Source organism: Ramlibacter sp. JJN2-2R (genome assembly GCF_057747835.1).
The window spans coordinates 3,086,788-3,109,310 of sequence record NZ_CM173226.1 but is presented as its reverse complement, the minus strand read 5'-3'; the positions used below and the strand labels follow the sequence as shown (position 1 = coordinate 3,109,310).

The 22,523-nt window shown below is 71.2% G+C and carries 21 protein-coding genes; 8 read left to right on the top strand and 13 right to left on the bottom strand.

The features are described from left to right. Positions 1-49 precede the first annotated feature (49 nt). Positions 50-1,222: a sensor histidine kinase gene (locus tag AC3ANR_RS15040; RefSeq protein WP_488288914.1), complete on the bottom strand. Its 1,173-nt coding sequence runs from the start codon at positions 1,220-1,222 to the stop codon at positions 50-52. 240 nt (positions 1,223-1,462) lie between these two features. Between AC3ANR_RS15040 and AC3ANR_RS15035 the strand changes: the two genes are divergently transcribed. From AC3ANR_RS15035 to AC3ANR_RS15025, 3 genes are all read left to right on the top strand, one after another. Continuing rightward, positions 1,463-2,965, top strand: coding sequence for a DUF4118 domain-containing protein (locus AC3ANR_RS15035; protein WP_488288913.1), 1,503 nt, complete (start codon positions 1,463-1,465; stop codon positions 2,963-2,965). Continuing rightward, the gene (locus tag AC3ANR_RS15030) at positions 2,962-3,648 is read left to right on the top strand and encodes a response regulator (RefSeq protein WP_488288912.1); all 687 of its coding nucleotides are present in this window, start codon (positions 2,962-2,964) and stop codon (positions 3,646-3,648) included. Before AC3ANR_RS15035 ends, AC3ANR_RS15030 begins: the two co-directional genes overlap by 4 nt. 68 nt (positions 3,649-3,716) lie before the next feature. Next, a complete protein-coding gene (locus AC3ANR_RS15025) occupies positions 3,717-5,594 on the top strand; it encodes a potassium transporter Kup (RefSeq protein ID WP_488288911.1) in 1,878 nt (625 codons plus the stop codon). 69 nt (positions 5,595-5,663) lie between these two features. On the opposite strand, the gene gloA is transcribed toward AC3ANR_RS15025, so the two are convergent. Both gloA and AC3ANR_RS15015 read right to left on the bottom strand, forming a co-directional pair. Continuing rightward, positions 5,664-6,053 (bottom strand): lactoylglutathione lyase, encoded by a 390-nt coding sequence (gene gloA, locus AC3ANR_RS15020; RefSeq protein ID WP_488288910.1) that lies wholly within the window; start codon positions 6,051-6,053, stop codon positions 5,664-5,666. Positions 6,054-6,192: 139 nt separating this feature from the next. Further along, positions 6,193-7,095, bottom strand: coding sequence for a nucleotidyltransferase (locus tag AC3ANR_RS15015; RefSeq protein WP_488288909.1), 903 nt, complete (start codon positions 7,093-7,095; stop codon positions 6,193-6,195). A gap of 230 nt (positions 7,096-7,325) precedes the next feature. Here AC3ANR_RS15015 and AC3ANR_RS15010 point away from each other — a divergent pair, with 230 nt between their 5' ends. Then, entirely contained in the window at positions 7,326-8,108 is a 783-nt protein-coding gene (locus AC3ANR_RS15010; protein ID WP_488288908.1) for a metallophosphoesterase family protein, read from the top strand. 5 nt (positions 8,109-8,113) lie between these two features. Further along, positions 8,114-9,751, top strand: coding sequence for a CHASE domain-containing protein (locus tag AC3ANR_RS15005; protein WP_488288907.1), 1,638 nt, complete (start codon positions 8,114-8,116; stop codon positions 9,749-9,751). Positions 9,752-9,758: 7 nt separating this feature from the next. Here AC3ANR_RS15005 and AC3ANR_RS15000 read toward each other — a convergent pair whose 3' ends face one another. Beyond that, a complete protein-coding gene (locus tag AC3ANR_RS15000; protein WP_488288906.1) occupies positions 9,759-10,292 on the bottom strand; it encodes a PaaI family thioesterase in 534 nt (177 codons plus the stop codon). 53 nt (positions 10,293-10,345) lie between these two features. On the opposite strand from AC3ANR_RS15000, the gene AC3ANR_RS14995 reads away from it, so the two are divergent. From AC3ANR_RS14995 to AC3ANR_RS14985, 3 genes are all read left to right on the top strand, one after another. After that, a complete protein-coding gene (locus AC3ANR_RS14995) occupies positions 10,346-10,804 on the top strand; it encodes a MarR family winged helix-turn-helix transcriptional regulator (RefSeq protein WP_488288905.1) in 459 nt (152 codons plus the stop codon). Then, the gene (locus AC3ANR_RS14990) at positions 10,797-12,023 is read left to right on the top strand and encodes an MFS transporter (RefSeq protein ID WP_488288904.1); all 1,227 of its coding nucleotides are present in this window, start codon (positions 10,797-10,799) and stop codon (positions 12,021-12,023) included. The genes AC3ANR_RS14995 and AC3ANR_RS14990 overlap by 8 nt, the downstream gene beginning before the upstream one ends. Before the next feature lie 108 nt (positions 12,024-12,131). Next, a complete protein-coding gene (locus tag AC3ANR_RS14985) occupies positions 12,132-12,710 on the top strand; it encodes a hypothetical protein (RefSeq protein WP_488288903.1) in 579 nt (192 codons plus the stop codon). 22 nt (positions 12,711-12,732) lie between these two features. Here AC3ANR_RS14985 and AC3ANR_RS14980 read toward each other — a convergent pair whose 3' ends face one another. From AC3ANR_RS14980 to AC3ANR_RS14940, 9 genes are all read right to left on the bottom strand, one after another. After that, a complete protein-coding gene (locus AC3ANR_RS14980) occupies positions 12,733-13,638 on the bottom strand; it encodes a sugar phosphate isomerase/epimerase family protein (RefSeq protein WP_488288902.1) in 906 nt (301 codons plus the stop codon). 241 nt (positions 13,639-13,879) lie between these two features. Continuing rightward, positions 13,880-15,064 (bottom strand): dihydrodipicolinate synthase family protein, encoded by a 1,185-nt coding sequence (locus AC3ANR_RS14975; protein WP_488288901.1) that lies wholly within the window; start codon positions 15,062-15,064, stop codon positions 13,880-13,882. Positions 15,065-15,173: 109 nt separating this feature from the next. Next, positions 15,174-16,337, bottom strand: coding sequence for a Gfo/Idh/MocA family protein (locus tag AC3ANR_RS14970; protein WP_488288900.1), 1,164 nt, complete (start codon positions 16,335-16,337; stop codon positions 15,174-15,176). Between the two features lie 39 nt (positions 16,338-16,376). Then, positions 16,377-17,054, bottom strand: a complete 678-nt coding sequence (locus AC3ANR_RS14965; protein WP_488288899.1) for a TetR/AcrR family transcriptional regulator — start codon at positions 17,052-17,054, stop codon at positions 16,377-16,379. Then, positions 17,051-18,484, bottom strand: a complete 1,434-nt coding sequence (locus AC3ANR_RS14960; RefSeq protein WP_488288898.1) for an enolase C-terminal domain-like protein — start codon at positions 18,482-18,484, stop codon at positions 17,051-17,053. The genes AC3ANR_RS14965 and AC3ANR_RS14960 overlap by 4 nt, the downstream gene beginning before the upstream one ends. Beyond that, on the bottom strand, positions 18,477-19,328 hold the full coding sequence (locus AC3ANR_RS14955) for a sugar phosphate isomerase/epimerase family protein (RefSeq protein ID WP_488288897.1): 852 nt from the start codon (positions 19,326-19,328) through the stop codon (positions 18,477-18,479). The genes AC3ANR_RS14960 and AC3ANR_RS14955 overlap by 8 nt, the downstream gene beginning before the upstream one ends. Positions 19,329-19,337: 9 nt before the next feature. After that, positions 19,338-20,873, bottom strand: a complete 1,536-nt coding sequence (locus tag AC3ANR_RS14950; RefSeq protein ID WP_488288896.1) for a tripartite tricarboxylate transporter permease — start codon at positions 20,871-20,873, stop codon at positions 19,338-19,340. Between the two features lie 38 nt (positions 20,874-20,911). After that, positions 20,912-21,475 carry a tripartite tricarboxylate transporter TctB family protein gene (locus AC3ANR_RS14945; protein ID WP_488288895.1) on the bottom strand — a complete coding sequence of 188 codons (564 nt, stop codon included), beginning with the start codon at positions 21,473-21,475 and terminating at the stop codon, positions 20,912-20,914. Positions 21,476-21,488: 13 nt separating this feature from the next. Beyond that, positions 21,489-22,496 carry a tripartite tricarboxylate transporter substrate binding protein gene (locus tag AC3ANR_RS14940; protein ID WP_488288894.1) on the bottom strand — a complete coding sequence of 336 codons (1,008 nt, stop codon included), beginning with the start codon at positions 22,494-22,496 and terminating at the stop codon, positions 21,489-21,491. Between the last annotated feature and the right edge of the window lie 27 nt (positions 22,497-22,523).

Here is a 22,523-nt window from a genome sequence, read left to right as displayed (position 1 = left end):
GCGCGCGTGCTGCAGCGCCGGGCCGCCGATCGGATCGGCCCTGGACGGATCAGCCCGGTGGCGCAGGTGGCGGCGGCTGCCACGTGGCCACCGTCACCGGTTGCCGCCGCGGCAGGCGGCCGAGGAAGGTGGTTCCCTCGGCCTCGCTCGAGCGCACCGCCAGGGTGCCGTTGTGCGAACGGACGATCTCGCGGCAGATGTAGAGACCCAGGCCCATGCCATGGTGGGCTCGGCCTTCGTCCGTGCCCGGCCCGCGCCTGCGGGGCTCGAAGATGCGCTCGCGGTCCTGGAGGGGAATCGGTTTGCCGAAGTTGTGCACGCTGAATCCGACGTGGTCGGCCTCGGCCGTGAGGACGACCGTCACCGGCCTGCCGGACGCACCGTAGAGAACCGCGTTCTCGAGCAGGTTCGACAGCAGCTGCCCCAGGCGGCCCTCGTCCCACTGGCCATGGGTGTCGAGCTCCCGCCCGTGCAGCGCGATCGGCGTCGAGGGGTGCCGCACGCGCGTCTCGTCGACGACGTTCGCGAAGATGCTGGACAGCTCCCCCGGCCGCACGCTGATCGGCATCGGGCCGTGGGACTGTGCGCGCGAGAAGTCGATGATGAGTTCGACGATGCTCTCGATGCGCCTGGCCGCGTTCACGATCGGCTGCGCCGTCGCCGCGGGCAGTTGCCCGGACCGCGTCAGGAGCTCCGTGGCGAGCCGGATGGTCCCCAGCGGGTTGCGGATGTCGTGCCCCAGCATCCCCATGAACAGGTTGGTGGAGCGGTCGACCTGCTCGGTGTAGCGCGCCACGGATTCGGCGATCGCCTGGTCGATGGCCTCGTTGAAGCGGGTGAGCTGCTGCAGGTCTTCGGCATCGGCTTGCCGGTCTGGGGAGTTCGCCCACATGCGCAGCACGCTCGCGCGCAGCGCCCGGTACTCGGTCAGCATCGCATCGATGCCGAAGCCGGCGACCATCCGCGTGTCCGCGTGGGTCTCGGCGGCCGTGTCGCCCATCGCCGTGTCGCGGTCGCCTTCGCCGCGCGACTTGGCAATCTGCTGCGCCGCGGACTGCGGCGCGTCCAGGTCGTCGGCGATGGTCGACAGGATCTGGGCCGCATGGTCCCGCAGGGCCTGCTGGTCCATGGCCTGGCCGCCGTGGGCGATGGTGGAAGCGAACTCGTCCCATGCGAGCAGGATCTGCTCGGCGTGAGTCCGCAGGAATGGCGCCAGTCGCATCGTGGGTCCGTCTTTGCGAGGCGACGTGCCCCGAGACCCATTAGACCGCAACGAGCCAGGCGCACCTCGTGGACGCCCTCCGGCGGCGGCCCGGCGCACGTGGCCGCGTGCCCCCCCGGTGCGGCCGCCAGGGGCGCGCTGGCCGGCGCTGTCGCGCTAAGCCCTCGCGCTGGATCAGCTCGATCTTGCAGAAAACCGTCCTAACGGAATCCTGATGGACGGGGTGCTAGGCTGGGCACGATGAATGCGCCAGCCGCCACAGCCGGTCCGACGGGCACGCGCAAGGCACGCGATGCATGGATCGTGTGCGGGCTGCTGGCGGGCGCGACGCTGGGCAACCTGCTGCTGGACCGGTACGTCAGCGTCACTAGCCAGGCGATGGTCTACGTCCTGGCAGTGGTGATCGCGTCGTACACGCTCGGGTGGGCACCGTCGCTGATCTGCGCTGTCGCAGCCGTGGCGCTGCTTAATTTCTTCTTCATTCCGCCGCGCTACACCTTCCAGGTGGAGGCGCAGGAAAACCTGTTCGCGTTGTTCGCAATGCTTGCGGTGGCGCTGGTGATCAGCCGCCTGGCCGCCGCGTTGCGGCGCGAGACGGAGGCGGCGCGGCTGAACGAACGACGTGCGCGCCAGCTCCAGGAAATGGCCACCGAGCTGTCAGCTGCGACGATCCCCGCAGAGGTCCATCTTCTCGCGCAGCGACACCTCAGCCGAGCCTTTCCCGGACCTTGCTTCGTCGCACTGCTCGATCCACATGGGGAGCTCCACCTGCAACCGGAGCAGGTGCACGAGTTTCGCGATGGCATGCTGGCTTGCATGCGCGAAGCTGCGACCCTCGGCCCAGGCACCGGTCGCTGGCCGGGGCTGAAGGCTTGGTACATTCCGCTGCGCGCGGACAGCCACACAGCCGGCGCCGCCTGCGTGCAGAACGTTTCTGCCTACGACGAGGGTGGCCGCGAGCACGCGCAAGCCATCTGTGCGCAGGCAGCGCAGGCACTCTGGCGTCTGAAGCTGTCGGCCGGCATGCGCGACGCGCAGGAACAGTCCCAATGGCATCGAGCCCAAAGCACTTTTCTTGCGGCGATCTCGCATGACTTCCGCACACCGCTGGCTGCCATCATGGGCGCCGCTTCATCGCTCCAGACGCAGGGCGACCGGCTCCAGCCGCCGCAGCAGGAACGACTCCTGGCAACGATCCTGAGCGAGGCCCGGCATCTCGCGACGCTGACGGAAAACACGCTGCAGCTTGTGCGGCTCGATCATGCGGGCGAGCTTCGGATGGATTGGGAGTCGGTGGAGGAGATCGTAGGTTCGGTGCTGGCTCGCGTCCGGGACCGCGACGTGGCACACCGTATCCAGTCGCGGGTGCCCGCCGGACTCCCCCTGATCAAGGCGGATCCGGTTCTCCTGGCGCAGCTGCTGGAGAACCTTCTGGACAACGCGCTGAAATACAGCGCAGACCTGATCGAGCTGGAGGTCGCGCAAACAGATCATCGCATCGAGTTGTCCGTCCATGACCGCGGCAATGGCATCCCGGCGGGAGAGGAACTCGCCATCTTCGAACCGTACCATCGCGGCGACCGGTCGGGCCAACGCGGCGCCGGCCTGGGCCTTGCTGTCTGCCGCGCGATCGCACGGGCGCACGGCGGCGAACTGTCGCTGCACTCCCGCTCGGGCGGAGGCAGCACCTTCGTACTCGAGCTTCCGGTCGAAGCCACACAACCCGCAACGGAGCCTGGATGACGCTGCGAGTGCTGGTGGTCGAAGACGATCAGTCGATCCGCTCCCTGCTGCAGTCGACGCTCGCCGTGGAGGGTTTCGAGGTGCGGACGGCGGTTTCGCTCAGCGAGGCTCGCGCCCTGCTGCGGCATGCTCCGCCGGACGTGGTACTGCTGGACCTGGGATTGCCGGACGGCGACGGCAGCGAGCTGGTGCGCGACGCGCGCCAGCTTGGAGGCATTCCCGTGCTCGTGGTCTCGGCGCGCCACCAGGAAAAGGAAAAAGTGAAGCTGCTCGATGCCGGAGCCGACGACTACCTGGCGAAGCCGTTCAGCGTGGGAGAACTCCTCGCCCGCATCCGCGTGGCAATGCGCCATCGCGGAACGACACTGGCGCCCGCATTGACAGCGTACGAATCCGACGGCTTGCGCGTGGACCTGGCTGCGCATGAGGTGCAGGCGAGAGGTCAGCCCGTGCACCTGACGCCCACCGAGTTCAAGCTGCTGGCGCGGTTGGTGCGCAGCGCCGGCAAGGTCGTCACGCACCGCCAGCTGCTCGCCGACGTGTGGGGGCCGGAATTCGCCGACCACACGCACTATCTCCGCCTCTACATGGGCCAGCTGCGCGCCAAGATCGAGGTGAAGCCGGACGAGCCGCGCTACCTGCTCACCGAGACGGGCGTCGGCTACCGGCTCTCCGCGCCCTGAGGCCGTCCATATGCTTTCCTAACGTGTGCCGGGACATACTCGCGGCTCCATAGCTTTGCGTCCTGCGCATGACCGCGAACATCCAACGGGAAAGCCGCGCCGCCCTCACCCTGGGAGCCCTCGGGGTCGTCTACGGCGACATCGGCACGAGCCCGCTGTACACGATCAAGGAAATCTTCAATCCTGAGCACCAGCTGCCGCTGAACGCAGCGAACCTCATAGGTTCTGTCTCCGTCGTGCTCTGGGGCCTGATCTTCGTCGTCACGCTGAAATACGTGGTGCTCATCCTGCGTGCGGACAACCGCGGTGAGGGCGGCATCATGGCGCTGACTGCGCTGGCCGCGAAGGCCGCGGGATCGACGGCGCGGCGCCGGCACGCGCTGCTGCTGATCGGCGTGTTCGGGGCGGCCCTGTTCTACGGGGACAGCATCATCACGCCGGCGATTTCGGTGCTGAGCGCCGTCGAAGGCCTGGAGGTCGCCACGCCGGCGTTGAAACCGTACGTGCTCCCGATCTCGCTGGGCGTGCTGATCGCGCTGTTCTCGTTCCAGCGCTTTGGCACCGGCGTGGTCGGCAAGCTGTTCGGGCCGGTGATCGGCCTGTGGTTCCTGGTGCTCGCGGTCACCGGGGTGCTGCACATCGTGCAGGAGCCGCGCATCCTGGTCGCGCTGAACCCGCTGCACGCGCTCGCCTTCGTCGTTCATCAGGGCTGGCACTTCTTCGTCATCCTGGGCGCCATCGTGCTGGCGTTCACCGGCTCGGAGGCGCTGTACGCGGACCTCGGCCACTTCGGCAAGCGGCCGATCCAGATCGCCTGGGCGGGCCTCGTGCTGCCCGCCCTGGCGCTGAACTACATGGGGCAGGCGGCGCTGTTGATGCGCGACCCCGCTGCCCTGGAGAACCCGTTCTTCCGCCTCTTTCCGTCGGCGCTGCTGATCCCCGCCGTGGTGCTGGCCACGGTAGCCACGATCATCGCCTCACAGGCCGTGATCACCGGCGCCTATTCACTCACGCAGCAGGCCATCCAGCTCGGCCTGCTGCCGCGCATGCACATGATGCACACCTCGGAGAAAGAGATGGGCCAGATCTACCTGCCGCTGGTGAACTGGCTGCTGCTCACGGCCGTGATCCTCGCCGTCCTGGGATTCGGCAGTTCCTCCGCGCTGGCCTCGGCGTACGGCATCGCCGTCACGGTGACGATGCTGGCTACCACCATTCTCACCTTCTTCGTTGTTCACCATGCCTGGAAGTACCCACTGCCGGTCGCGGCGGGCGCGACGGCGCTGTTCCTGGTCGTGGACGCCGTCCTGGTCGGGGCCTGTTTGCTCAAGTTCCTGCAGGGTGGGTGGTTTCCGCTCGTGCTGGGCCTCGCGCTCTTCACGGTCATGGCCAGTTGGCGGCGCGGCCGCGAGCTCCTGGTGGGCAGCATCAGCCAGGGTGATCCCGAACTGGTGCCGTTCCTGCAGGCCCTCGCTCTCGACGAAATGCCCCGCGCAAAGCGCACTGCCGTCTACGCGGTGGCAAGCCAGAACACCGTGCCGCAGGCGCTGCTGCACAACCTGAAGCACAACCAGGTCCTGCACGAGCGCAGCCTGATCCTCACAGTGCTGTTTCAGGACGTGCCGTGGGTGCCGGCCACCGACCGTGTCCGCGTGGAACCGCTGGCGCCGGGCTTCTGGCGCGTGCAGGTGAACTACGGATTCAAGGACACGCCGGACATCCCGGAGGCGCTCGCAATGTGCCGTTCGCCCGAGCTGCCGATCGACCTGTTCGAGACGACGTACTTCCTGAGCCGGGAAACCATCATCCCGACGCGCGCGCCGGGCATGATGCTTTGGCGCGAGCGGCTATTCGCGTTCATGTCGCGCAATGCGGGCAACATCGCCGACTTCCTGCGGCTGCCGAACAACTGCGTCATCGAGCTCGGTACCCGCGTGCAAATCTAGCCGCCGCAGCGGCGCGCTGCACCCGCAGCGACTTGTCGGGCTTGCTGGCGGGAAAGTGGCGCCGTCGCGCTAAGCCGATTCGCGCTGGATCAGCTCGATCTTGTAGCCGTCCGGGTCCTGCACGAACGCGATGATGGTGCTGCCGCCCTGCACCGGGCCGGCCGGGCGGGTGATCGTGCCGCCGGCGGCGCGGATCTTCTCGCACGCCGCCGCGACGTCGGGCACGCCCAGCGCGATGTGCCCGTACGCGGTGCCCAGCTCGTAGCTCGACACGCCGTGGTTGTAGGTGAGCTCGAGCTCCGCGTGGTCGGGGTTGGTGCCGTAGCCGACGAAGGCGAGCGAGTACTTCTGCTCCGGCCGTTCGGTCGTGCGCAGCAGCTTCATGCCGAGCACGCGGGTGTAGAAATCGATGGAGCGCTGCAGGTCGCCGACGCGCAGCATGGTGTGGAGGAATCGCATCCGGCCATTATCGGCAGCCGCCGCCGGCTGCGCACGGGGCAGGGCGCGGCGCCCGCCCCGGCCAGTGGGTGTTCGCCGCGCGTCGGCGGGCCGCGCTCCGCGATGGTCACGTGGCCGCCGCCGGCGGGCGGCGCGGTGCTCAGGCCGGCGGGGGCAGCGGCGCCGCCGCCAGCGCCGCGGCGCCGGGGAAGGCGTCGAGCGACGGCTCGTCGGCGGCTTCGGCCTGGCGCCCCGGAATCGCCTCGGTCCACGTGGCCACGTCCTCGGGGGTCATCGTGCTGGCCGGGGTGAGGCGGCCGTCGACATAGCCGAGCCGGTGCACGTCGTGCAGGTACTGCTCGCGCGACAGCAGCGTGCCGGCGCACACGTGCGGGTCGCTCGCGGGCGGCTGCGCCACTTCGGTGGCCAGCTTCTGCATCAGGCGGTCCATCACCCAGGCCGGGATCCGGTGCCGCTCGCCGGGGTAGATGAAGCCGAACAGCGTCAGGTGGGCGAGCAGCACGCGCCAGTTGGCGCCGAAGCGATCCAGCAGGCCGGCCCAGTCGAGCCGCTCGGCATTGACCTGCAGAAGGTGGGCGATGTCGGCGCCGTCGTAGCGCTCGCGCTCCATGATGAACGCCTTGGACAGGAAGCCGTCTTCCATGTTGGCGATGCGCACCGGCACCCCCAGCACCTCGGCCTGCGGGTTGTCGTGGAACCAGCGGTCGTCCACCGGCGTGACCCCGTTGCCCGAGTTGAAGATGAGGTCGATGAAGTCCTCGCCCGCGTAGACCTTGGCCAGCCAGTGCGGATACGGCATCTCCGTGCGCCAGCCCTCGGCCTGCATCAGCCGCTGCACCTGCTCGAGGTGCTCGCGCCGCACGAACAGGTCCAGGTCCTTGGTCGAGCGGCGGATGCCCGTGAAGCACGCATGGGCGAACGCGCCGCCCACGAGGAACGGGACGCCGGCGTCGACCAGCGTCTGCAGGGCGCGCCGGTAGAAGGCGGCCGTGTCGGGGAGCACCTCTTCCTCGAGGGACGGTGCGAGCGGGACGGTGCACATGCGGTCGGGCCTGGTGGGTTGCGGAGCCACGAGGCTAGCCACGGCGGTGCACGGCGGTAGCGGGCAAGAAACCTCAGGCGCGGTCGGCTTGCGCCTACACGGGTGACGGCGGCTGGACGATGCCGCGCGGCCGCCGCGCGCGGCAGCATGCAGGAAACGATCTCGGCAGCACCGTCATGAATCCGACCAACCACCGCTTCCCGCCGCGCGCGGCAAGGAGCGCCTGACCCATGGGCAAATCCTCCACCTCCGTGCGCTTCGCCGCCGTCGGCGACCTGCACGTCACCAAGGAGTCGGTCGGCCGCCTCCGCGCCTTCTTCGCCCAGGCCTCCGAGGCCGCCGACGCGCTGCTGCTGTGCGGCGACCTCACCGACTACGGCACCGCCGAGGAGGCGCACGTGCTCGCCGAGGAACTCGGCGCCGCCTCGGTGCCCGTGGTCGCCGTGCTGGGCAACCACGACTACGAGTCGGGCACGCCGACCATCGTCTGCGAGGCGCTCACCCGCGCCGGCGTGCGCGTCCTCGACGGCGAGGCGTGCGAGATCGAGGGCGTGGGGATCGCGGGCGTCAAGGGCTTCGCCGGCGGCTTCGGGCGCGCCTCGCTCGGCGCCTGGGGCGAGCCGGCCATCAAGCAGTTCGTGCAGGAGGCGCTGCACGAGGCGATGAAGCTGGAGTCGGCGCTGGCCAAGCTGCGCACGCCGAGGCGCATCGCGCTGCTGCACTACTCGCCGGTGGCCTCGACGGTGCAGGGCGAGCCGGCCGAGATCTACCCCTTCCTGGGCAGCAGCCGGCTGGAGGAGCCGCTGCTGCGCTACCCGGTGGACGCCGTGTTCCACGGCCACGCCCACCGCGGCACGCCCGAGGGCCGCACGATCAGCGGCGTGCCCGTGTTCAACGTGGCGCGGCCGCTGCTGCTGCGCACCAGCCCGGACCGGCCGCCGTTCCGCGTGTTCGAGGTCCCGCGCGAGGCGCCGCGCGAGCAGGACGAGCCCGCGGTCGCCGCGGCGCACTGAGGCACGTGGCGTCCTGGCGCAGGCGCTGGGCCGCTGCCGTGATGCGGCGCGCGACGCTGGTGCTGGCCAGCGCGCTGCTGCTGACTGCGCTGTCGACCCTGCTGGCGCTGCGTGTCGCCGAGGCGCGCCGCGAGGCGGCAATCCAGGGCGCGGTGGACGCCGAGGTCTCGCGCGTGGAGCGCCGCGTCAGTTCGGCGGTGGCGCTGCTGCGCGCCACGCGGTCGTTCGTCCATGCCGAAGGCCCGACCCTCAGCCAGCCGGGCTTTGCCGCCTTCGTGGCCGGCTTGCGCATCCGCAGCGACTTCCCCGGCATCCAGGGCCTGGGCTGGAGCCCGCGGGTACAGCCGGGCGGCACCGCCTTCAGCATCCTGTACCTGGAGCCGCTGGACGCGCGCAACCGCGCCGCGCTCGGCTTCGACATGCACACCGAGCCGCTGCGCGCCGCGGCCATGGATCGCGCCCGCGACAGCGGCCGCTACGCGTTCACCGGCAGCGTGGTGCTGAAGCAGGAGATCGACGACCACAAGTCCCCGGGCTTCCTCATCTATGTGCCGCTGTACGAGGGTGGCGCCGTGCCCGAGTCGGTGCAGGCGCGCCGCGCGCTGCTGCGCGGGTTCGTGTACGCGCCTTTCCGCGCGACCGACTTCTTCGCCGGTGTCTTCCAGGACGACGTGGTGCGCCTGCACGCGATCCATGCCGCCGCGGCCGGCGAGACGCCGCGGCTGCTGCACGGCGACCCGGCCGGCCCGGCGCCGCCGGTGGCCATGCGCCGGCTGGAGCTGGGCGGCCAGGTGTGGACGCTGCTGTATGCGGCCGGCAGCCAGGCGGGCGGATGGGACGCGCTGGGGCCGGCGCTGGTGCTGCTGGCGGGCACCCTCATCAGCCTGCTGCTGTTCCAGCTGAGCCGCACCCAGACGCGCGCGCGTGACCGGGCCGAGGAGCGCTCGCACCAGCTCGGCCAGCAGGTGCAGTTCGCCGAGATGCTGGTGGGCATCGTGTCGCACGACCTGCGCAACCCGCTGAACGTCATCAAGCTCAATGCGTCGCTGCTGGAACGCGCCCCGCTGCGCGAGGAGTTCGCCCGCTGCGTGCAGCGCATCCAGGCCAGCAGCGACATGAGCGTGCGGCTCATCCGCGACCTGCTGGACTTCACCCGCGCTCGGCTGGGCGGCGGCATCCCCGTGGTGCGCACGCCGGGCGACGTGCTGGAGATCGTGCAGCAGGTGGTCGACGAGACGCGCCTCGCGCATCCGGCCCGCGACGTGCTGGTCGACGCGCGCGGCGACGGCTCGGGCACCTGGGACGCCGACCGGATCGCGCAGCTGCTGTCCAACCTCTTGAACAACGCGCTGACCTACGGCGCGGCGAATTCGCCGATCCGTGTCTCGGCCACCGGCGGCGACACCCGGGTGCGGATCGAGGTGCACAACGACGGGGACCCGATTCCTGCGCAGCTGCTGGCCGCGCTGTTCGAGCCGCTGCAGCAGGGCGAGTCGGGCGCGGGACGGGCAGGGCGCAACATCGGGCTGGGCCTGTACATCGTGCGCCAGATCGCGCGTGCCCATGGTGGCGAGGTGCGCTGCGAGTCCAGCCGCGAACAGGGCACGACCTTCATCGTCGACCTGCCGCGCGCCGCGGCCTGAAGCGCCTTCAGCGCAGCTCGAACACCAGGCAGGTCGTGGTGGCGTGGGCGTACAGCGTGCCGTCCGGGCCGTACAGGCGCCCCTCGGCGGTCGCGAGCTGGCGCCCCGCGTGCAGCACCTTGCCCTCGGCGCGCACGCGCGGCGCCTTCGGGCCGATCGCGCGCACGATGTTCACGCTCAGCTCGGCCGTCGTGTAGGCGCGGCCGGCCGGCATCGCGGTGTGCACGGCGCAGCCCATCGCCGAATCGAGCAGGGTGGCGTACCAGCCGCCATGGATGCCGCCCATCGGGTTCAGGTGCGACGGACCCGGCGTGCCCTGGAAGAGCGCGCGGCCTTCGCCCGCCTCCAGCAACAGGAAGTCGAGCGTCCTGGCGATGGGCGGGACCGGCAGCGAGCCGGCCAGCATGGCCTGCATCAGCTGCAGGCCGGACAGGCCGGCCACCTGCTCGGGCCGGGCGACGCCGGCGCCGGCATCGAACCGGGCGGCCTGGGCGCGTTCCTGCTCGAGCCAGCGCTCGAGTTCATCGGTCGGGGTGGTCATCGCGGTTTTTTCCATGACTTGCAGCTGCAACAGTTGCAGGTACACTAAACGCCATGGACACCGCCGTCAAGCCCCGGGGCTGCACCCACTTCAAGCTGCGCCAGTTCGCCCGGCGCGTGGCGCAGCACTACGACGCCGAGATGCGCCGCACGGGGCTCAAGACCACGCAGTACAGCCTGCTGTCGCACGTGTGCAAGCTCGGCCCGTTGCGGCCGGTGGACCTGGCGCGCGCGATGGGCCTGCAGCCCTCCACGCTCAGCCGCAACCTCAAGCCGCTGGTCGCCGCCGGCTGGCTGGCGATGGAGCGGGGCGCCGATGCGCGCAGCCTGCAGGTGGCGGCCACCGACGCCGGCCGCGACAAGCGCGCCGAGGCGCAGCGCCGCTGGCGCGTGGCGCAGGACAGCCTGAACGACCTGCTGGGGGTGGCGCGCGTGCAGGCGCTGCATGCCCTGATCGACGACTGCACCGAAAGGCTGGCGCCCGCCGGCCACGAGGAGGATGGCGATGACTGACGCTTCGCGCATGGCGCGCCCCGCGCTCTGGCTCGTGCTGCTGGCTGCCGCCGGCACCTTCGCGCTCACCATGGGCGTGCGCCAGACCATGGGCCTGTTCCTGTCGCCGCTCAACACGTCCACGGGCCTGGGGCTCGCGAGCATCAGCCTGGCGTTCGCCTTCGGCCAGCTGTGGTGGGGCATCACCCAGCCGTTCGCCGGCGCGGTGGCCGACAAGGTGGGCGCCGGCCGGGTGCTGGTGGCCGGGGCGGCGCTGGTCGCGCTGGGGACCTTCCTCACGCCCTTCATGACCAGCACGCTGGGGCTGATCGTGGTGGTGGGCATGCTGGCGGCCGGCGGCGCCGGCATGGCCGGGCCGGCCGTGCTGATGTCGGCGGCCACGCGCCTGATCCCGCCCGATCGCCGCGGGCTGGCCACCGGCATCGTCAATGCCGGCGGCTCCACCGGCCAGTTCCTGCTGGCGCCGCTGGCGGCCACGCTGATCGTGGGCGTCGGCTGGGTCGCGGCGATGCAGATCCTGGCCGTGCTCGTCCTGCTTTGCCTGCCGGCCGCCTGGGTGCTGCGCGGCAACGCGCAGCAGACGGTGGCCGCCGACCACCGGCCCCTGTCCACCCGCGACGCGGCGCGTGCGGCCTTGCGGCACCGCGGCTTCCTGCTGCTGGCCGCCGGCTTCTTCGTCTGCGGCTTCCACGTGGCCTTCCTCGCCACGCACCTGCCGGGCGTGGTGGCGGCCTGCGGGCTGGCCACGCAGTGGGCCGGCTGGGCGGTGGCGGTGCTGGGGCTGTTCAACATCGTCGGCAGCGTGGCCATCGGCTGGGCCGTCGGCCGCTGGCGCATGAAGTCGCTGCTGGCGCTGCTGTACACGGTGCGCGCGGCGGCCATCGTGCTGTTCCTGCTGGCGCCCAAGACCGGGCCGGTGGTGCTGGTGTTCGCCGCCGTGATGGGCGTGACCTTCCTGTCCACCGTGCCGCCGACCGCCGGCCTGGTGGCCAAGTTCTTCGGCGCCGGCAACATGGCGATGCTGTTCGGCCTGGTGATGCTCACGCACCAGGTCGGCGGCTTCCTCGGCGCGTGGCTGGGCGGCACGGTGTTCCAGAGCACCGGCAGCTACGACGCGATCTGGATCGCCGATGCGCTGCTCGCCGTGGCGGCGGCGCTGGTGCACCTGCCGATCCGGGAGGCGCCTCTCGCGCCGCGCGCCGCCGCCGCGGCGGCCTGAACCCCGCTACCCCGTTTGGGGCATGGAGCGGGCCGCGCGGGTCGCGGATGCTTGCGGCTGCGCACGGCCCGCGGCCGATCCAAGACCTGCCACCCCGGAGGAGTTTCCATGTTCCGCACCAGATCGTCGGGAGCCGCGTGCCTCGTCCTGCTGTCCGCCGCCGCCTTCGCGCAGACGAGCGGCCGCTACACGACCGGCACCGGCTACGTGGTCGACGTCGAGTTCCAGGGCGGCACCCTGGTCGTCAAGGAGCCGGCCAACAACAAGACGTCGCCGTACCGCCAGGTCAGGCCGGGCTACTACGAGTTCACCAATCCCACCAACGGCATCCAGTACTGCATGCGCGTCCTGGACGCCAGCACGCTGGAAGCCTGCAAGCCCGGCCAGCAGCCCGGCACCGGCACCCGCCTGGCGCTCGCCCGCAGCGGCGGCGGTGGCGCGAGCGTGGCGGCCGGCGAGCGCACGCGCCTCGAGCAGGTCGCCGAGTCGTACATGCAGCGGTCGCAGAGCGACCCGGCCAACGCGCAGGCCTGGTCGTTCTGCAGCCTGTCCGCGATGGCGCGGGCGCAGGGCCAAGGCGGCGCCCAGGTGCAACAGGCCGCGACGGCGCTCAGGATGATCGCCAGCACGTCGGTCAATCCCTGCCCGGACGCGATCCCAAACGCCACCTGGGTGTCGGCGCAGTAGCGCGCGCGGCGGCGCCCGGGCGTCAGACGACGCTGCGGTGCCGCGCGATGCAGGTGTCCAGCACCTCGGCCGCGTCGCGCTGCCACCAGTCCTGGGTGGAGAAGATCTCCACCTCGCTGTAGCCGGCGAATCCCTGCGCCTCCACCCAGCCGCGGATGCGCGGGATGTCGATCACGCCGTCGCCCATCATCCCGCGGTCGTTGAGCAGGTCGCGCGTGGGCGTGAGCCAGTCGCAGACGTGGAAGGCCAGCAGGCGGTCCCGACCGGCCCGCTCGATCTGCTGCTGCAGCTTGGGGTCCCACCACACGTGGTAGACGTCCACCGCGACGCCCAGGGCCGCGCGCGGCACCTGCCGGTTCGCGCCGGTGTCGACGAGCGGGTCGAGTTCGTCGCACACGTCCAGCGCCTGCTCCAGCGTGTTGACGCAGGCGCGGTCGGCCGCATACATCGGATGCAGCGGCTCGATGGCCAGCGGCATGCCCACCGAGCGCGCGTACTCCAGCAGCCGCCCGATGCCATCGCGCACCTGCGAGCGCGCCAGCCCGATGTCCTTGTGCGCGGCGTGGCCGGCCAGCGCGCCGGGCAGGCCGCCCACCACCAGCACCAGGCAGGCCGCGCCCAGTTCGCGCGCCTCGTCCACCGCCCGCCGGTTGTCGTCGTCGGCCGCCTGCCGGCCCGCCGCGTCGGCGGCCGGGAACATGCCGCCGCGGCAGTAGCCCGAGAGTGACAGGCCGTGGGACTTCACCATGCGCGATATCGTGGCGAGGCCCGCCGCCGCGACCTGGTCACGCCAGGGCGAGACGGCGCGGATGCCGCGCTCGGCGCACAGGTCCAGGATGCGCGGCAGCGGCAGGTCCTGGCCGCGGCTCCTGCGGATGGTGGCCGTGTTGATCGAAAGCCAGCGGTGGTCGGTGCTGAAGTCGCGCATGGGGTTTGTTGGAAAGGTTGTCATTGCGGCCGCCGGGCCGCGTCGCTTGTCATGGCCGTGTGGTTGCCCGGTCGCCTGTCATTGCGGGCTTGACCCGCAATCCAGTCCGGTGCGCGGGCCGCCCGACGGTGCTGGATCCCGGGTCAAGCCCGGGATGACAGGACTGGTGGGTCATGCAAGCCCGGGACGACAACACGAGGACTGGTCGTTCACGCGATCGCGCGACGACAAGGCCCGTGTGTCACTCCACCCCATGCAGCGCGAGCAGCGTGCGCATGCGATGCACGGCGAGCTCGGGTTGCTCCAGCAGGTCGGCCGCGTCGGCCAGGCGGAACAGCTCGGCGAGGTGCGCCAGGCTGCGCGCGCTCTGCTGGCCGCCGACCATGGTGAAGTGCGACTGGTGGCCGTTGAGCCAGGCCATGAACACCACGCCCGTCTTGTAGAAGCGCGTGGGCGCCGCGAAGATGTGGCGCGACAGCGGCACCGTCGGACCGAGGATCGCGTGGAAGCGCTCCACGTTGCCCTGCGCCAGTTCGCCGAGCGCCGCGCTGGCCGCCGGCGCGATGGCGTCGAAGATGCCCAGCAGCGCATCGCTCCTGCCGTGCGTGGGCTCGCCGCCGAAGCCGTCGCCGGCGATCAGCTCGGCATAGTTGAAGTCGTCGCCGGTGTACATGCGCACGCCCGCGGGCAGGCGCCGGCGCATCGCGATCTCCTTGTCCTTGTCCAGCAGCGAGATCTTGATGCCGTCCACCTTGTGCGGATGCGCCGCGATCACGCCCAGCGCCGTGCCCATCGCGGCATCGGTGTCGCGCGAGCCCCAGTAGCCGGCCAGCGCGGGGTCGAACATCTCGCCCAGCCAGTGCAGGATCACCGGCTGCCTGGCCTGCGACAGGATGCGGCCGTACACGCGCTCGTAGTCGGCCGGGCCGCGCGCCACGCGGGCCAGCGCGCGGCTGGCCATGACGATCAGGCGGCCGCCGAGCTTCTCGATGGCGGCCATCTGCTCCTCGTAGCCGCGGATCACGTCGTCGACGGTCTTCACGTCGTCGATGGCCAGGTGGTCGGTGCCGCAGCCCGAGGCGACCAGCGCGCCGGGGACGTCGCGGGCGGCGTCGAGCGAGCGGCGGATCAACTCGAGCGAGGTCGGCCAGTCCAGGCCCATGCCGCGCTGGGCGGTGTCCATGGCCTCGGCCACGCCCAGGCCCAGCGACCACAGGCGCTGGCGGTAGGCGATGGTGGCGTCCCAGTCGAGCGCCGATTGCAGCCAGGGGTCGATGGCGGCGCGCGGGTCGGCCACGACGTGCGCGGCCGAATATGCGATGCGGTTGAACTTCACGCCGGGCGCGGGGCGCACCGGCGCCTGGCCGCGCAGGGCGTAGGTCTCCAGCGCACCGGCGCGTGTGGGCAGCAGGACAGATCGGGTCATCTCGGTCTCCAGGGCGTGCAGCCGTCTCGTGCCACCGCGGGACCGGCCTGGCCGGCCCGGCGGTGGCGCCCCCGCGAGGGGGTGGCGCCGCAGGCGCTTCGGGGGTGGGTCAAATCTCCAGCGCGGGCACGTCCACCCAGCGCCGCTCCTTCCAGGACTGCAGCGCGGCCTCGACCAGTTGCACGCCCTTGGCGCCCTCGGGCAGCGTCCACTGGTAGGGCGCGTCCTCGACCACGTGGCGGATGAAGTGCTCCCACTGCACCTTGAAGCCGTTGTCGTACACCTGCGTGTCCGGCACGTCCTGCCACTGGTCGAAGAAGTCCATGGTCTGCTTCACGTCGGGGTTCCACACCGGGCGCGGCGTGGTGACGCGGCTCTGCGCGCGGCAGTCGGTCAGGCCGGCGACGGCCGATCCGTGCGTGCCGTCGACATGGAACGTCACCAGGTCGTCGCGGCGCACGCGCGTGGCCCACGACATGTTCAGCTGCGCGATCACCGGCTCGCCGTCGTGCCCCACCAGTTCGGCGATGGCGTAGGCGGCGTCGTCGGCCGTGGCCTGGTAGGGCTTGCCGTTCTCGTCCCAGCGCCGCGGAATGTGGGTGGCGCCCAGGCAGGAGATCGACTTCACCTGGCCGAACAGGTTGTCCAGCACGTAGCGCCAGTGGCACATCATGTCCAGGATCATCCCGCCGCCGTCCTCGGCGCGGTAGTTCCAGCTGGGGCGCTGGATCGGCTGCAGGTCGCCTTCGAACACCCAGTAGCCGAACTCCAGCCGCAGGCTGAGCATGCGGCCGAAGAAGCCCGCGCGGCGCAGCATGTCCAGCTTGCGCAGGCCGGGCAGGAACAGCTTGTCCTGCACCGCGCCGTGCTTCAGGCCCGAGGCCTGCGCCGTCTTGGCGATGTCCAGCGCCTCGGCCAGCGTGGTGGCGATGGGCTTTTCGCAGTACACGTGCTTGCCCGCGCGCAGCGCCTTGGCCAGCAGGGTGGGGCGCATCTGTGTGGTGCCGGCGTCGAAGAAGACGGTGTCGTCCGGGTTGGCGAGCGCCTTGTCCAGGTCGGTGCCCCAGCGCTCGATCCTGTGCGTGCGCGCCAGCGCCTCGATCTTCTCGGCGTTGCGGCCGATCAGGATGGGGTCGGGCATCACCCTGTCGCCGTTGGACAGCGGCACGCCGCCCTGGTTGCGGATGGCGACGATCGAGCGGATCAGGTGCTGGTTCATGCCCATGCGGCCGGTGACGCCGTGCATGATGATTCCCAGACGTTGGGTGGCCATGGGGGACTCCTTCGGATAGTGGTGTGGTGGGCGCGGCGTTCAGTCCCGCAGCACGTAGCCGAGGATCACGTCGCACATGTGGCCCAGGCGCTCCTGGCGCGCCTTGGGCGCCATCAGGTCGCGCCCGAAGATGGCGGACAGGGTGTGGTTGTTCGACAGGTAGAAGTACGACAGGCCGGCGATCGAGATGTACAGCTGCAGCGGATCGACGCCGCCGCGGAACGTGCCGTCCCGGCGCCCGCGCTCCAGGATGCGCTCGAGCATCTCGATCAGCGGCGAGTTCAGCTCGCGCGCGCGCTTCGATTGCTCCAGGTGGCGCGCCCGGTGCAGGTTGGCGCTGTTGAGCAGCGTCAGGAACTCCGGGTGCTCGAGGTAGTAGCTCCAGGTGAATTCCACCAGGCGGCGCAGCGCGTCGGCCGGCTCCAGCTCCAGCAGGTTCAGCTGCTGCTCGGCCTCGCGGATGTCGCGGTACGACTGCTCCAGCACGGCCTGGAACAGCGTCTCCTTGTCCTCGAAGTAGTAGTAGATCAGCCGCTTGTTCAGGCCCGCGCGCTCGGCGATGCGGTCCATGCGCGCGCCGCCGAGGCCGAACTCGGCGAACTCGTCGCGCGCGGCGGCCAGGATGGTGCCCTGGGAGCGGTCGGCATCGCGCAGGCGCTCGTCGGGCGCGGCCGCCGGCTCGCGGCGCGGGCGGGGTGGGCGCGCGGCGGCGGTCATGCCCGGCTCCCGGCGCCGCCCGCGAGCGGCTGCATGGCGACGAAGTCCGGCATGGCGGCGCTGGCGAAACCCGCGCAGTCCAGCGAGCCGAGCGCGATGCGGCCGTCGCGGAGAGCCAGCCGCACCGCGCCATGGCTGCGCGCGTACAGGTCCGGGTGCGCCTGCAGGAACGCCTGCTGCTCGGCGGCGGGCAGGGCGGCCATGCCGTCGACGTAGTGGTGCCCGTTGCGCTCGACGTGGGTGATGCCCAGCAGGTTCACCAGCGCCAGGTCCTGCTGCACCGCCAGGCCGGCCTGCGTGGTGAGGTCCTCGGCCGACAGGAAGTAGCGGGGCGAGCCTTCCTCGCGGTTCCAGGCGGCGCAGCGCGCTGCATTGAGCAGCGAGCGGTACACGCCCTTGCAGGTCTTGGACGACACGCCGGCGTAGCCCCGCGCGCGCGCCTGCACGAAGGCATCGAGCTCGCCGTCGGACTCGTCGATGATGACCGGCTTGCCCAGGTCGGCGCCCCGGAGGTCCTCGGCCAGGGCCAGCTTGCGGGCGATGGGCTGCTCGATGAACACGATCGACGACCACAGGCGGGCCAGCGACGGCGTGCGGCGCATCGCCGCCACCAGCTCGGCCACGCCGGCGGCGGATTCGTACTGCTCGTTGCCGTCCAGGGAGGCGAAGTAGGGCGCCGGGCTGCGGTCCAGCACGGCGGCGATGGCGCGCAGCCGGTCGATGTCGGCGCCGACGTTCCCGCCGACCTTCAGCTTGAACCAGCGGTGGCCGTAGGCCGCGATCACCTCCTCCAGTGTCTCAGGCAGGCCGTCGCCGACGCGCTCCTTCAGGTCGGCGGCCGTGATGGCGTCGACCAGGCCGACCGTGTGGCGCGCCTCGATGCGGTCGGCGGGGCGCAGGCCGGCCAGCAGCGACGCGACGTCGAGGCCGGCGAACTGCGGGTGCTCGCTGCCGATGCCGGCCAGGTTGGCCCGCATGGCGGCGTAGAACGACACGCCTTCGACGCGGCACAGGGCGTCGAGCACGGCGCGGTCGAGCAGCGCCGGGCCGTAGGCGGCCAGCAGCGGGTTGTAGCCGCGCGCGGCGCAGGCGGCCTGGTGGGCGTCGTGGTGGCGCGCGAAGTGGCCGAAGGCGGTGGCGGCCGTGGCGTCGGCCAGCCAGGCGTCGCGCGCCAGGCGCAGCACCTCGCGCAGCTGCTCGAAGTTGTCCTCGTTGGTCAGCTGCAGGTTCTTGTCGAACCACTTGGGCGCCATCAGCTCGGCGGCCGCGCCCCACTGGCTGCGGCCGTCGGGCGTCTCCACCCGCACGCGCGCGAAGGCCTGCGGGCACTCGCGCAGCGTCACCACGCCGAAGCGGAACGGCAGGCGCAGGCGCACCGGCCGCTCGAACAGCCGGACCTCGCGCAGGCGAAGGCGCGGCGCGTCAGCCATCGCTAGCCACGCCTTCCAGCACGCCGCGCAGGTAGCCGATGGCGCGCGCGGCCGACCCCGGGCCGTCGGGCACGTAGTCGAAGGGCTCGACGGCGATCACGCCGCGGTAGTGGCCGTGCCGCTGCATGGCCAGCAGCGCGCGCAGGATCGGCGCGAAGGCCATGTCGCCCTGGCCCGGGCCCTGCCGGTTGGGATCGTTGACCTGCACGTGGGCGATGTGGCCGGTGGGCATCCAGCGCGCCATCAGGTCGGCGACGGACTCGTGCTCGGCCTGTCCGGCCGCACTGCAGTCGATCATGGTCTGCAGGGCGGGCGAGCCGATCTCGCGCACCATGCGCACGCCGTCCTCGACCGTGTTGACCAGGTCGGTCTCGCGGCGCGAGAGCGGTTCGATGCAGTACGTGACGCCGCAGGCCTGCGCGCGGCGCGCCGCCCGGGCCAGGCACTCGCGCGCGCGGTCCCAGGCCTGCTGCGGCGTGCTGCCGGCCGGCACGGAGCGCTGCCTGGGCGAGCCATGCACCAGGTAGCGGCCCCCCATCGCGGCGCACAGGTCCACCAGCCGCTCCATCACCCCCGCCGTGCGGTCGCGCAGCACCGCATCGTCGCTGACCATCGACAGGCCCGCGGGGGCGACCAGCAGCCAGTGCAGGCCCGTGATGGCCAGGCCGTGGTCACGGGCGATGGCGGCGAACCGCGCGGCCGCGGCGTCGTCCAGGCGCATCGGGTCGTCGGCGAGCGTGAACGGCGCCACCTCGAGCCCGTCGTAGCCGAGCGAAGCCGCCAGCCGGCACTGCTGCTCGAACGGCAGCGGCTGCAGCACCTCGTTGCACAGCGCGATCTTCATGGCAATGCCTCAGGCACGGCGGCCGAACATGCCGCGCACCAGGTCGGCAGCGCCGCCCTTGACGCGGTTGACGCCGGCCTTGAACGCCGGCACGTACAGCAGGATGGTGAAGATGGTGACGGCGGCGAACACCATCGCGATCGGGCGCGAGAAGAACGGGCCGATGCTGCCGTCCGACAGCACCAGGCCGCGGCGCAGGCTCTTGTCCAGCAGCGGGCCGAGCACCAGGCCCAGCACCAGCGGCGCCATCTCGTAGCCGCGCCGGCGCAGGAAGAAGGCGCCGATGCCGATGGCCAGCATCACGTAGATGTCGAACAGGCGCGAGGCGGTGGCGAAGGCGCCGACCGTGCACAGCAGGAACACGATGGGCATCAGGATGCCGCGGCGCACCTTCAGCACGTGCAGCAGCGGGCGCACGCCGAACAGGCCGAACAGCAGGATGGTGATGGAGGCCAGCGTGGTCATGGCGACCACGTGGTAGATGAACTGCGGGTGCTGGATCATCAGCATCGGCCCCGGCTGCACGCCGTGGATGATCATCGCGGCCATCAGCACCGCCGAGGGCGCCGAGCCCGGGATGCCCAGGGCCAGCGACGGGATGATGTGGCCGGGGATCGACGACATGTCGCCGGTCTCGGCCGCCATCAGGCCGTCGATCGAGCCCTTGCCGAACTTCTCCGGCTCCTTGCTGGCGGCCTTGGCGGCCGCATACGACATCCAGGCGCCGGCGTCCTCGCCGACGCCGGGCAGCAGGCCGGTGAGCACGCCGATGATCCCCGAGCGCAGGACGGTCCACTTGTACTGGATCACCTCGCGCCAGCGCGGCAGCACCGAGTCCTTCAGGTCGACGATCTTGCGTTCGATGGGGTCGGCCAGCGTGGTCAGCACCTCGGCCAGGCCGAAGGCGCCGACCAGCGCCGGGATCAGGGCGATGCCGCCCGAGAGCTCGTCCCAGTCGAAGGTGAAGCGGTTGTAGGCGTACAGGCTCTCCTGGCCCACCTGCGCGATGAACAGGCCCAGCAGGCCCATCAGCCAGCCCTTGAGCGGGTCGCCGCCGACGATGCTGCCGGACATGGTGACGCCGAACAGGGCGAGCCAGAAGAACTCGAAGGCGCCGAACTGCAGCGCGACCTCGGCCAGCAGCGGCGTGAACAGCGCCAGGCACAGCACGCCGATCAGCGTGCTGACGAAGGCGCCGGAGGTCGCGATGCCGATGGCGCGGCCGGCCTGGCCCTGCTGCGCGAGCGCGTAGCCGTCGGCGCACGAGGCCGCGTTGGCGGCCGTGCCCGGGATGTTCAGCAGGATCGCCGTGCGCGAGCCGCCGTAGAGGGCGCCGACGTAGGAGCAGATCAGCACCAGGATGGCGTCGTTGGTGCCGAGCTTGATGGTCAGCGTGGTGAGCAGCGCGATGGCCAGCGTGGCCGACAGGCCCGGCAGGATGCCCATCACGATGCCCACGAACGCGCCGCCCAGCCCGTACAGGAGCGTGAGCGGGTTCATGAAACTCAGGTACGCGGCACCGAGGTCTTGCAGTCCCTGGAGCATGGGAGGCCTTGCGAGAAGAGGGGGAGTCGAAGCGGGCCTCAGGGCAGCCGCACGAGGAACAGCCGTTCGAAGACGAGCCAGGTGACGACGGAGGACGCCGCGCCGATCACCAGCGCCCGGATCCAGGCGCGCGGCGCCAGGCGGCGCTCGGCGGGATCGGGGCTGATGCGCTGGAACACGAGGATCGACGTGGTGACGTAGAGCGTCGAGGCCAGCCAGAACGGGAGGCCGTGGCCCACCAGCACGACGCCGTAGCCCGCGCACAGGGCGATGGCGATCCACACGCGCCTGGCCGACTCGCGCTCGTGCGCGGTGGGGGCGGCGGGCGCGGCATGCAGCGCGCCGCGCCGCCAGCTGCGCAGCGCCAGCACGGCGCCCAGCAGCACCATGGCGATCCCGAGCAGGCCGGGCAGCAGCCCCGGCGCCGTGACCGGGTTGATGTTCTGCTGCTCGAGCCGGTCCATCGTGACCGAGCCGGCCAGCACGGCCAGGCCGAACACGATCCAGCCGATCGCGTCCTTGAGGTCGGACCGCGGCGGGCTGGCCTCGCGGTCGGTGCCGGCCGCGACGCTGTGCTCGGGAACGAGTGCGGGATCGGTCATGGCTGGCTGCGCCTCAGGGCTTGGGGATGCCCACGGTGTCGGGCGCGACCTTGGTCTTGCCGCTCGTGTGCAGGTTCCACGCGTTGGCCTGGACGGCGGGGAACACGGCCTTCTGCGCGGCGTCGCCGGCCAGCGGGTTGAACAGCGCGCCGCGGCTGGTGGCGTACTTCTTCAGCGCCTCGCTCTTGGCGATCTGCTCGGACCAGAGCTTCTCCAGCGTCTTGACCACCTCGTCGGGCACGCCCTTGGGCAGGAAGATGCCGAAGTAGTTGGCCGGTGCATTGAAGCCGGGCACGGTCTGCGACAGCGGCGGGATGGTGCCGTAGCCCTCCAGCTCCAGCGGCTTGTCGCTCACGGTGGCCAGCGGGCGCAGGCGCTTGCCGCGGATCATGTCGGCCTGCTCCACGGCCAGCTGCGTGGTGAGGTCGGCCTCGCCGGCGACCGTGGCCACCACGGCGGGATTGCCGCCGTCGTACGAGACTTCCTTGTACTTGACGCCGGTGGCCTTGACGATCTGGTCCATCGCCGCGTGGGCGGCGGAGGTGACTCCCGCGGTGGCGACGCTGATCTGGCCCGGCTTGGCCTTCATGTCGTCCAGCAGCTCCTTGGCGTTCTTCCAGGGGCGCTGCGGATTCACGCCGATCACCTGGATGTTGGCGACGTTCAGGAACAGGTGCCAGTCCTTGATGCTGGTGTTCACTGCGCCGAGCGCCTGGTAGGCGCCCAGGTCCTGCGCGGCGCCGGCGGTCCAGGTGTAGCCGTCCTTGGGGGCGTCGAGCGCGCTCTTGGTGCCGATGGCGCCGGAGGCGCCCGGCTGGTTGACGATCACGATGGTCTGGCCGAGCGCCTTCTCCAGCTCCGCGGCGGTGACGCGGGTCACTTGGTCGGTGGAGCCGCCGGCGGCCCACGGCACGATCAGGTTGATCGGCCGCGTGGGCTTCCAGTTCTGGGCCGCGGCCGGGCCGGCCACGGCGATCGCCACGGCCGCGGCGGCGGCCTGCAGGAAGAAGCGCTTGTCCATCGTGTGTCTCCTAGGTGGTTTTTAATT

What these genes read in the sequence shown, in the direction of transcription:
- AC3ANR_RS14960 (WP_488288898.1), bottom strand. Translation starts at nt 18,484, where the DNA reads ATGGCTGACGCGCCGCGCCTTCGCCTGCGCGAGGTCCGGCTGTTCGAG.
- AC3ANR_RS14980 (WP_488288902.1), bottom strand. Translation starts at nt 13,638, where the DNA reads ATGCGCGACTTCAGCACCGACCACCGCTGGCTTTCGATCAACACGGCC.
- AC3ANR_RS14945 (WP_488288895.1), bottom strand. Translation starts at nt 21,475, where the DNA reads ATGACCGATCCCGCACTCGTTCCCGAGCACAGCGTCGCGGCCGGCACC.
- AC3ANR_RS15015 (WP_488288909.1), bottom strand. Translation starts at nt 7,095, where the DNA reads ATGTGCACCGTCCCGCTCGCACCGTCCCTCGAGGAAGAGGTGCTCCCC.
- AC3ANR_RS15040 (WP_488288914.1), bottom strand. Translation starts at nt 1,222, where the DNA reads ATGCGACTGGCGCCATTCCTGCGGACTCACGCCGAGCAGATCCTGCTC.
- AC3ANR_RS14950 (WP_488288896.1), bottom strand. Translation starts at nt 20,873, where the DNA reads ATGCTCCAGGGACTGCAAGACCTCGGTGCCGCGTACCTGAGTTTCATG.
- AC3ANR_RS15010 (WP_488288908.1), top strand. Translation starts at nt 7,326, where the DNA reads ATGGGCAAATCCTCCACCTCCGTGCGCTTCGCCGCCGTCGGCGACCTG.
- AC3ANR_RS14990 (WP_488288904.1), top strand. Translation starts at nt 10,797, where the DNA reads ATGACTGACGCTTCGCGCATGGCGCGCCCCGCGCTCTGGCTCGTGCTG.
- AC3ANR_RS14940 (WP_488288894.1), bottom strand. Translation starts at nt 22,496, where the DNA reads ATGGACAAGCGCTTCTTCCTGCAGGCCGCCGCCGCGGCCGTGGCGATC.
- gloA (WP_488288910.1), bottom strand. Translation starts at nt 6,053, where the DNA reads ATGCGATTCCTCCACACCATGCTGCGCGTCGGCGACCTGCAGCGCTCC.
- AC3ANR_RS15000 (WP_488288906.1), bottom strand. Translation starts at nt 10,292, where the DNA reads ATGACCACCCCGACCGATGAACTCGAGCGCTGGCTCGAGCAGGAACGC.
- AC3ANR_RS14995 (WP_488288905.1), top strand. Translation starts at nt 10,346, where the DNA reads ATGGACACCGCCGTCAAGCCCCGGGGCTGCACCCACTTCAAGCTGCGC.
- AC3ANR_RS14975 (WP_488288901.1), bottom strand. Translation starts at nt 15,064, where the DNA reads ATGACCCGATCTGTCCTGCTGCCCACACGCGCCGGTGCGCTGGAGACC.
- AC3ANR_RS15030 (WP_488288912.1), top strand. Translation starts at nt 2,962, where the DNA reads ATGACGCTGCGAGTGCTGGTGGTCGAAGACGATCAGTCGATCCGCTCC.
- AC3ANR_RS14955 (WP_488288897.1), bottom strand. Translation starts at nt 19,328, where the DNA reads ATGAAGATCGCGCTGTGCAACGAGGTGCTGCAGCCGCTGCCGTTCGAG.
- AC3ANR_RS14970 (WP_488288900.1), bottom strand. Translation starts at nt 16,337, where the DNA reads ATGGCCACCCAACGTCTGGGAATCATCATGCACGGCGTCACCGGCCGC.
- AC3ANR_RS14985 (WP_488288903.1), top strand. Translation starts at nt 12,132, where the DNA reads ATGTTCCGCACCAGATCGTCGGGAGCCGCGTGCCTCGTCCTGCTGTCC.
- AC3ANR_RS15035 (WP_488288913.1), top strand. Translation starts at nt 1,463, where the DNA reads ATGAATGCGCCAGCCGCCACAGCCGGTCCGACGGGCACGCGCAAGGCA.
- AC3ANR_RS15025 (WP_488288911.1), top strand. Translation starts at nt 3,717, where the DNA reads ATGACCGCGAACATCCAACGGGAAAGCCGCGCCGCCCTCACCCTGGGA.
- AC3ANR_RS14965 (WP_488288899.1), bottom strand. Translation starts at nt 17,054, where the DNA reads ATGACCGCCGCCGCGCGCCCACCCCGCCCGCGCCGCGAGCCGGCGGCC.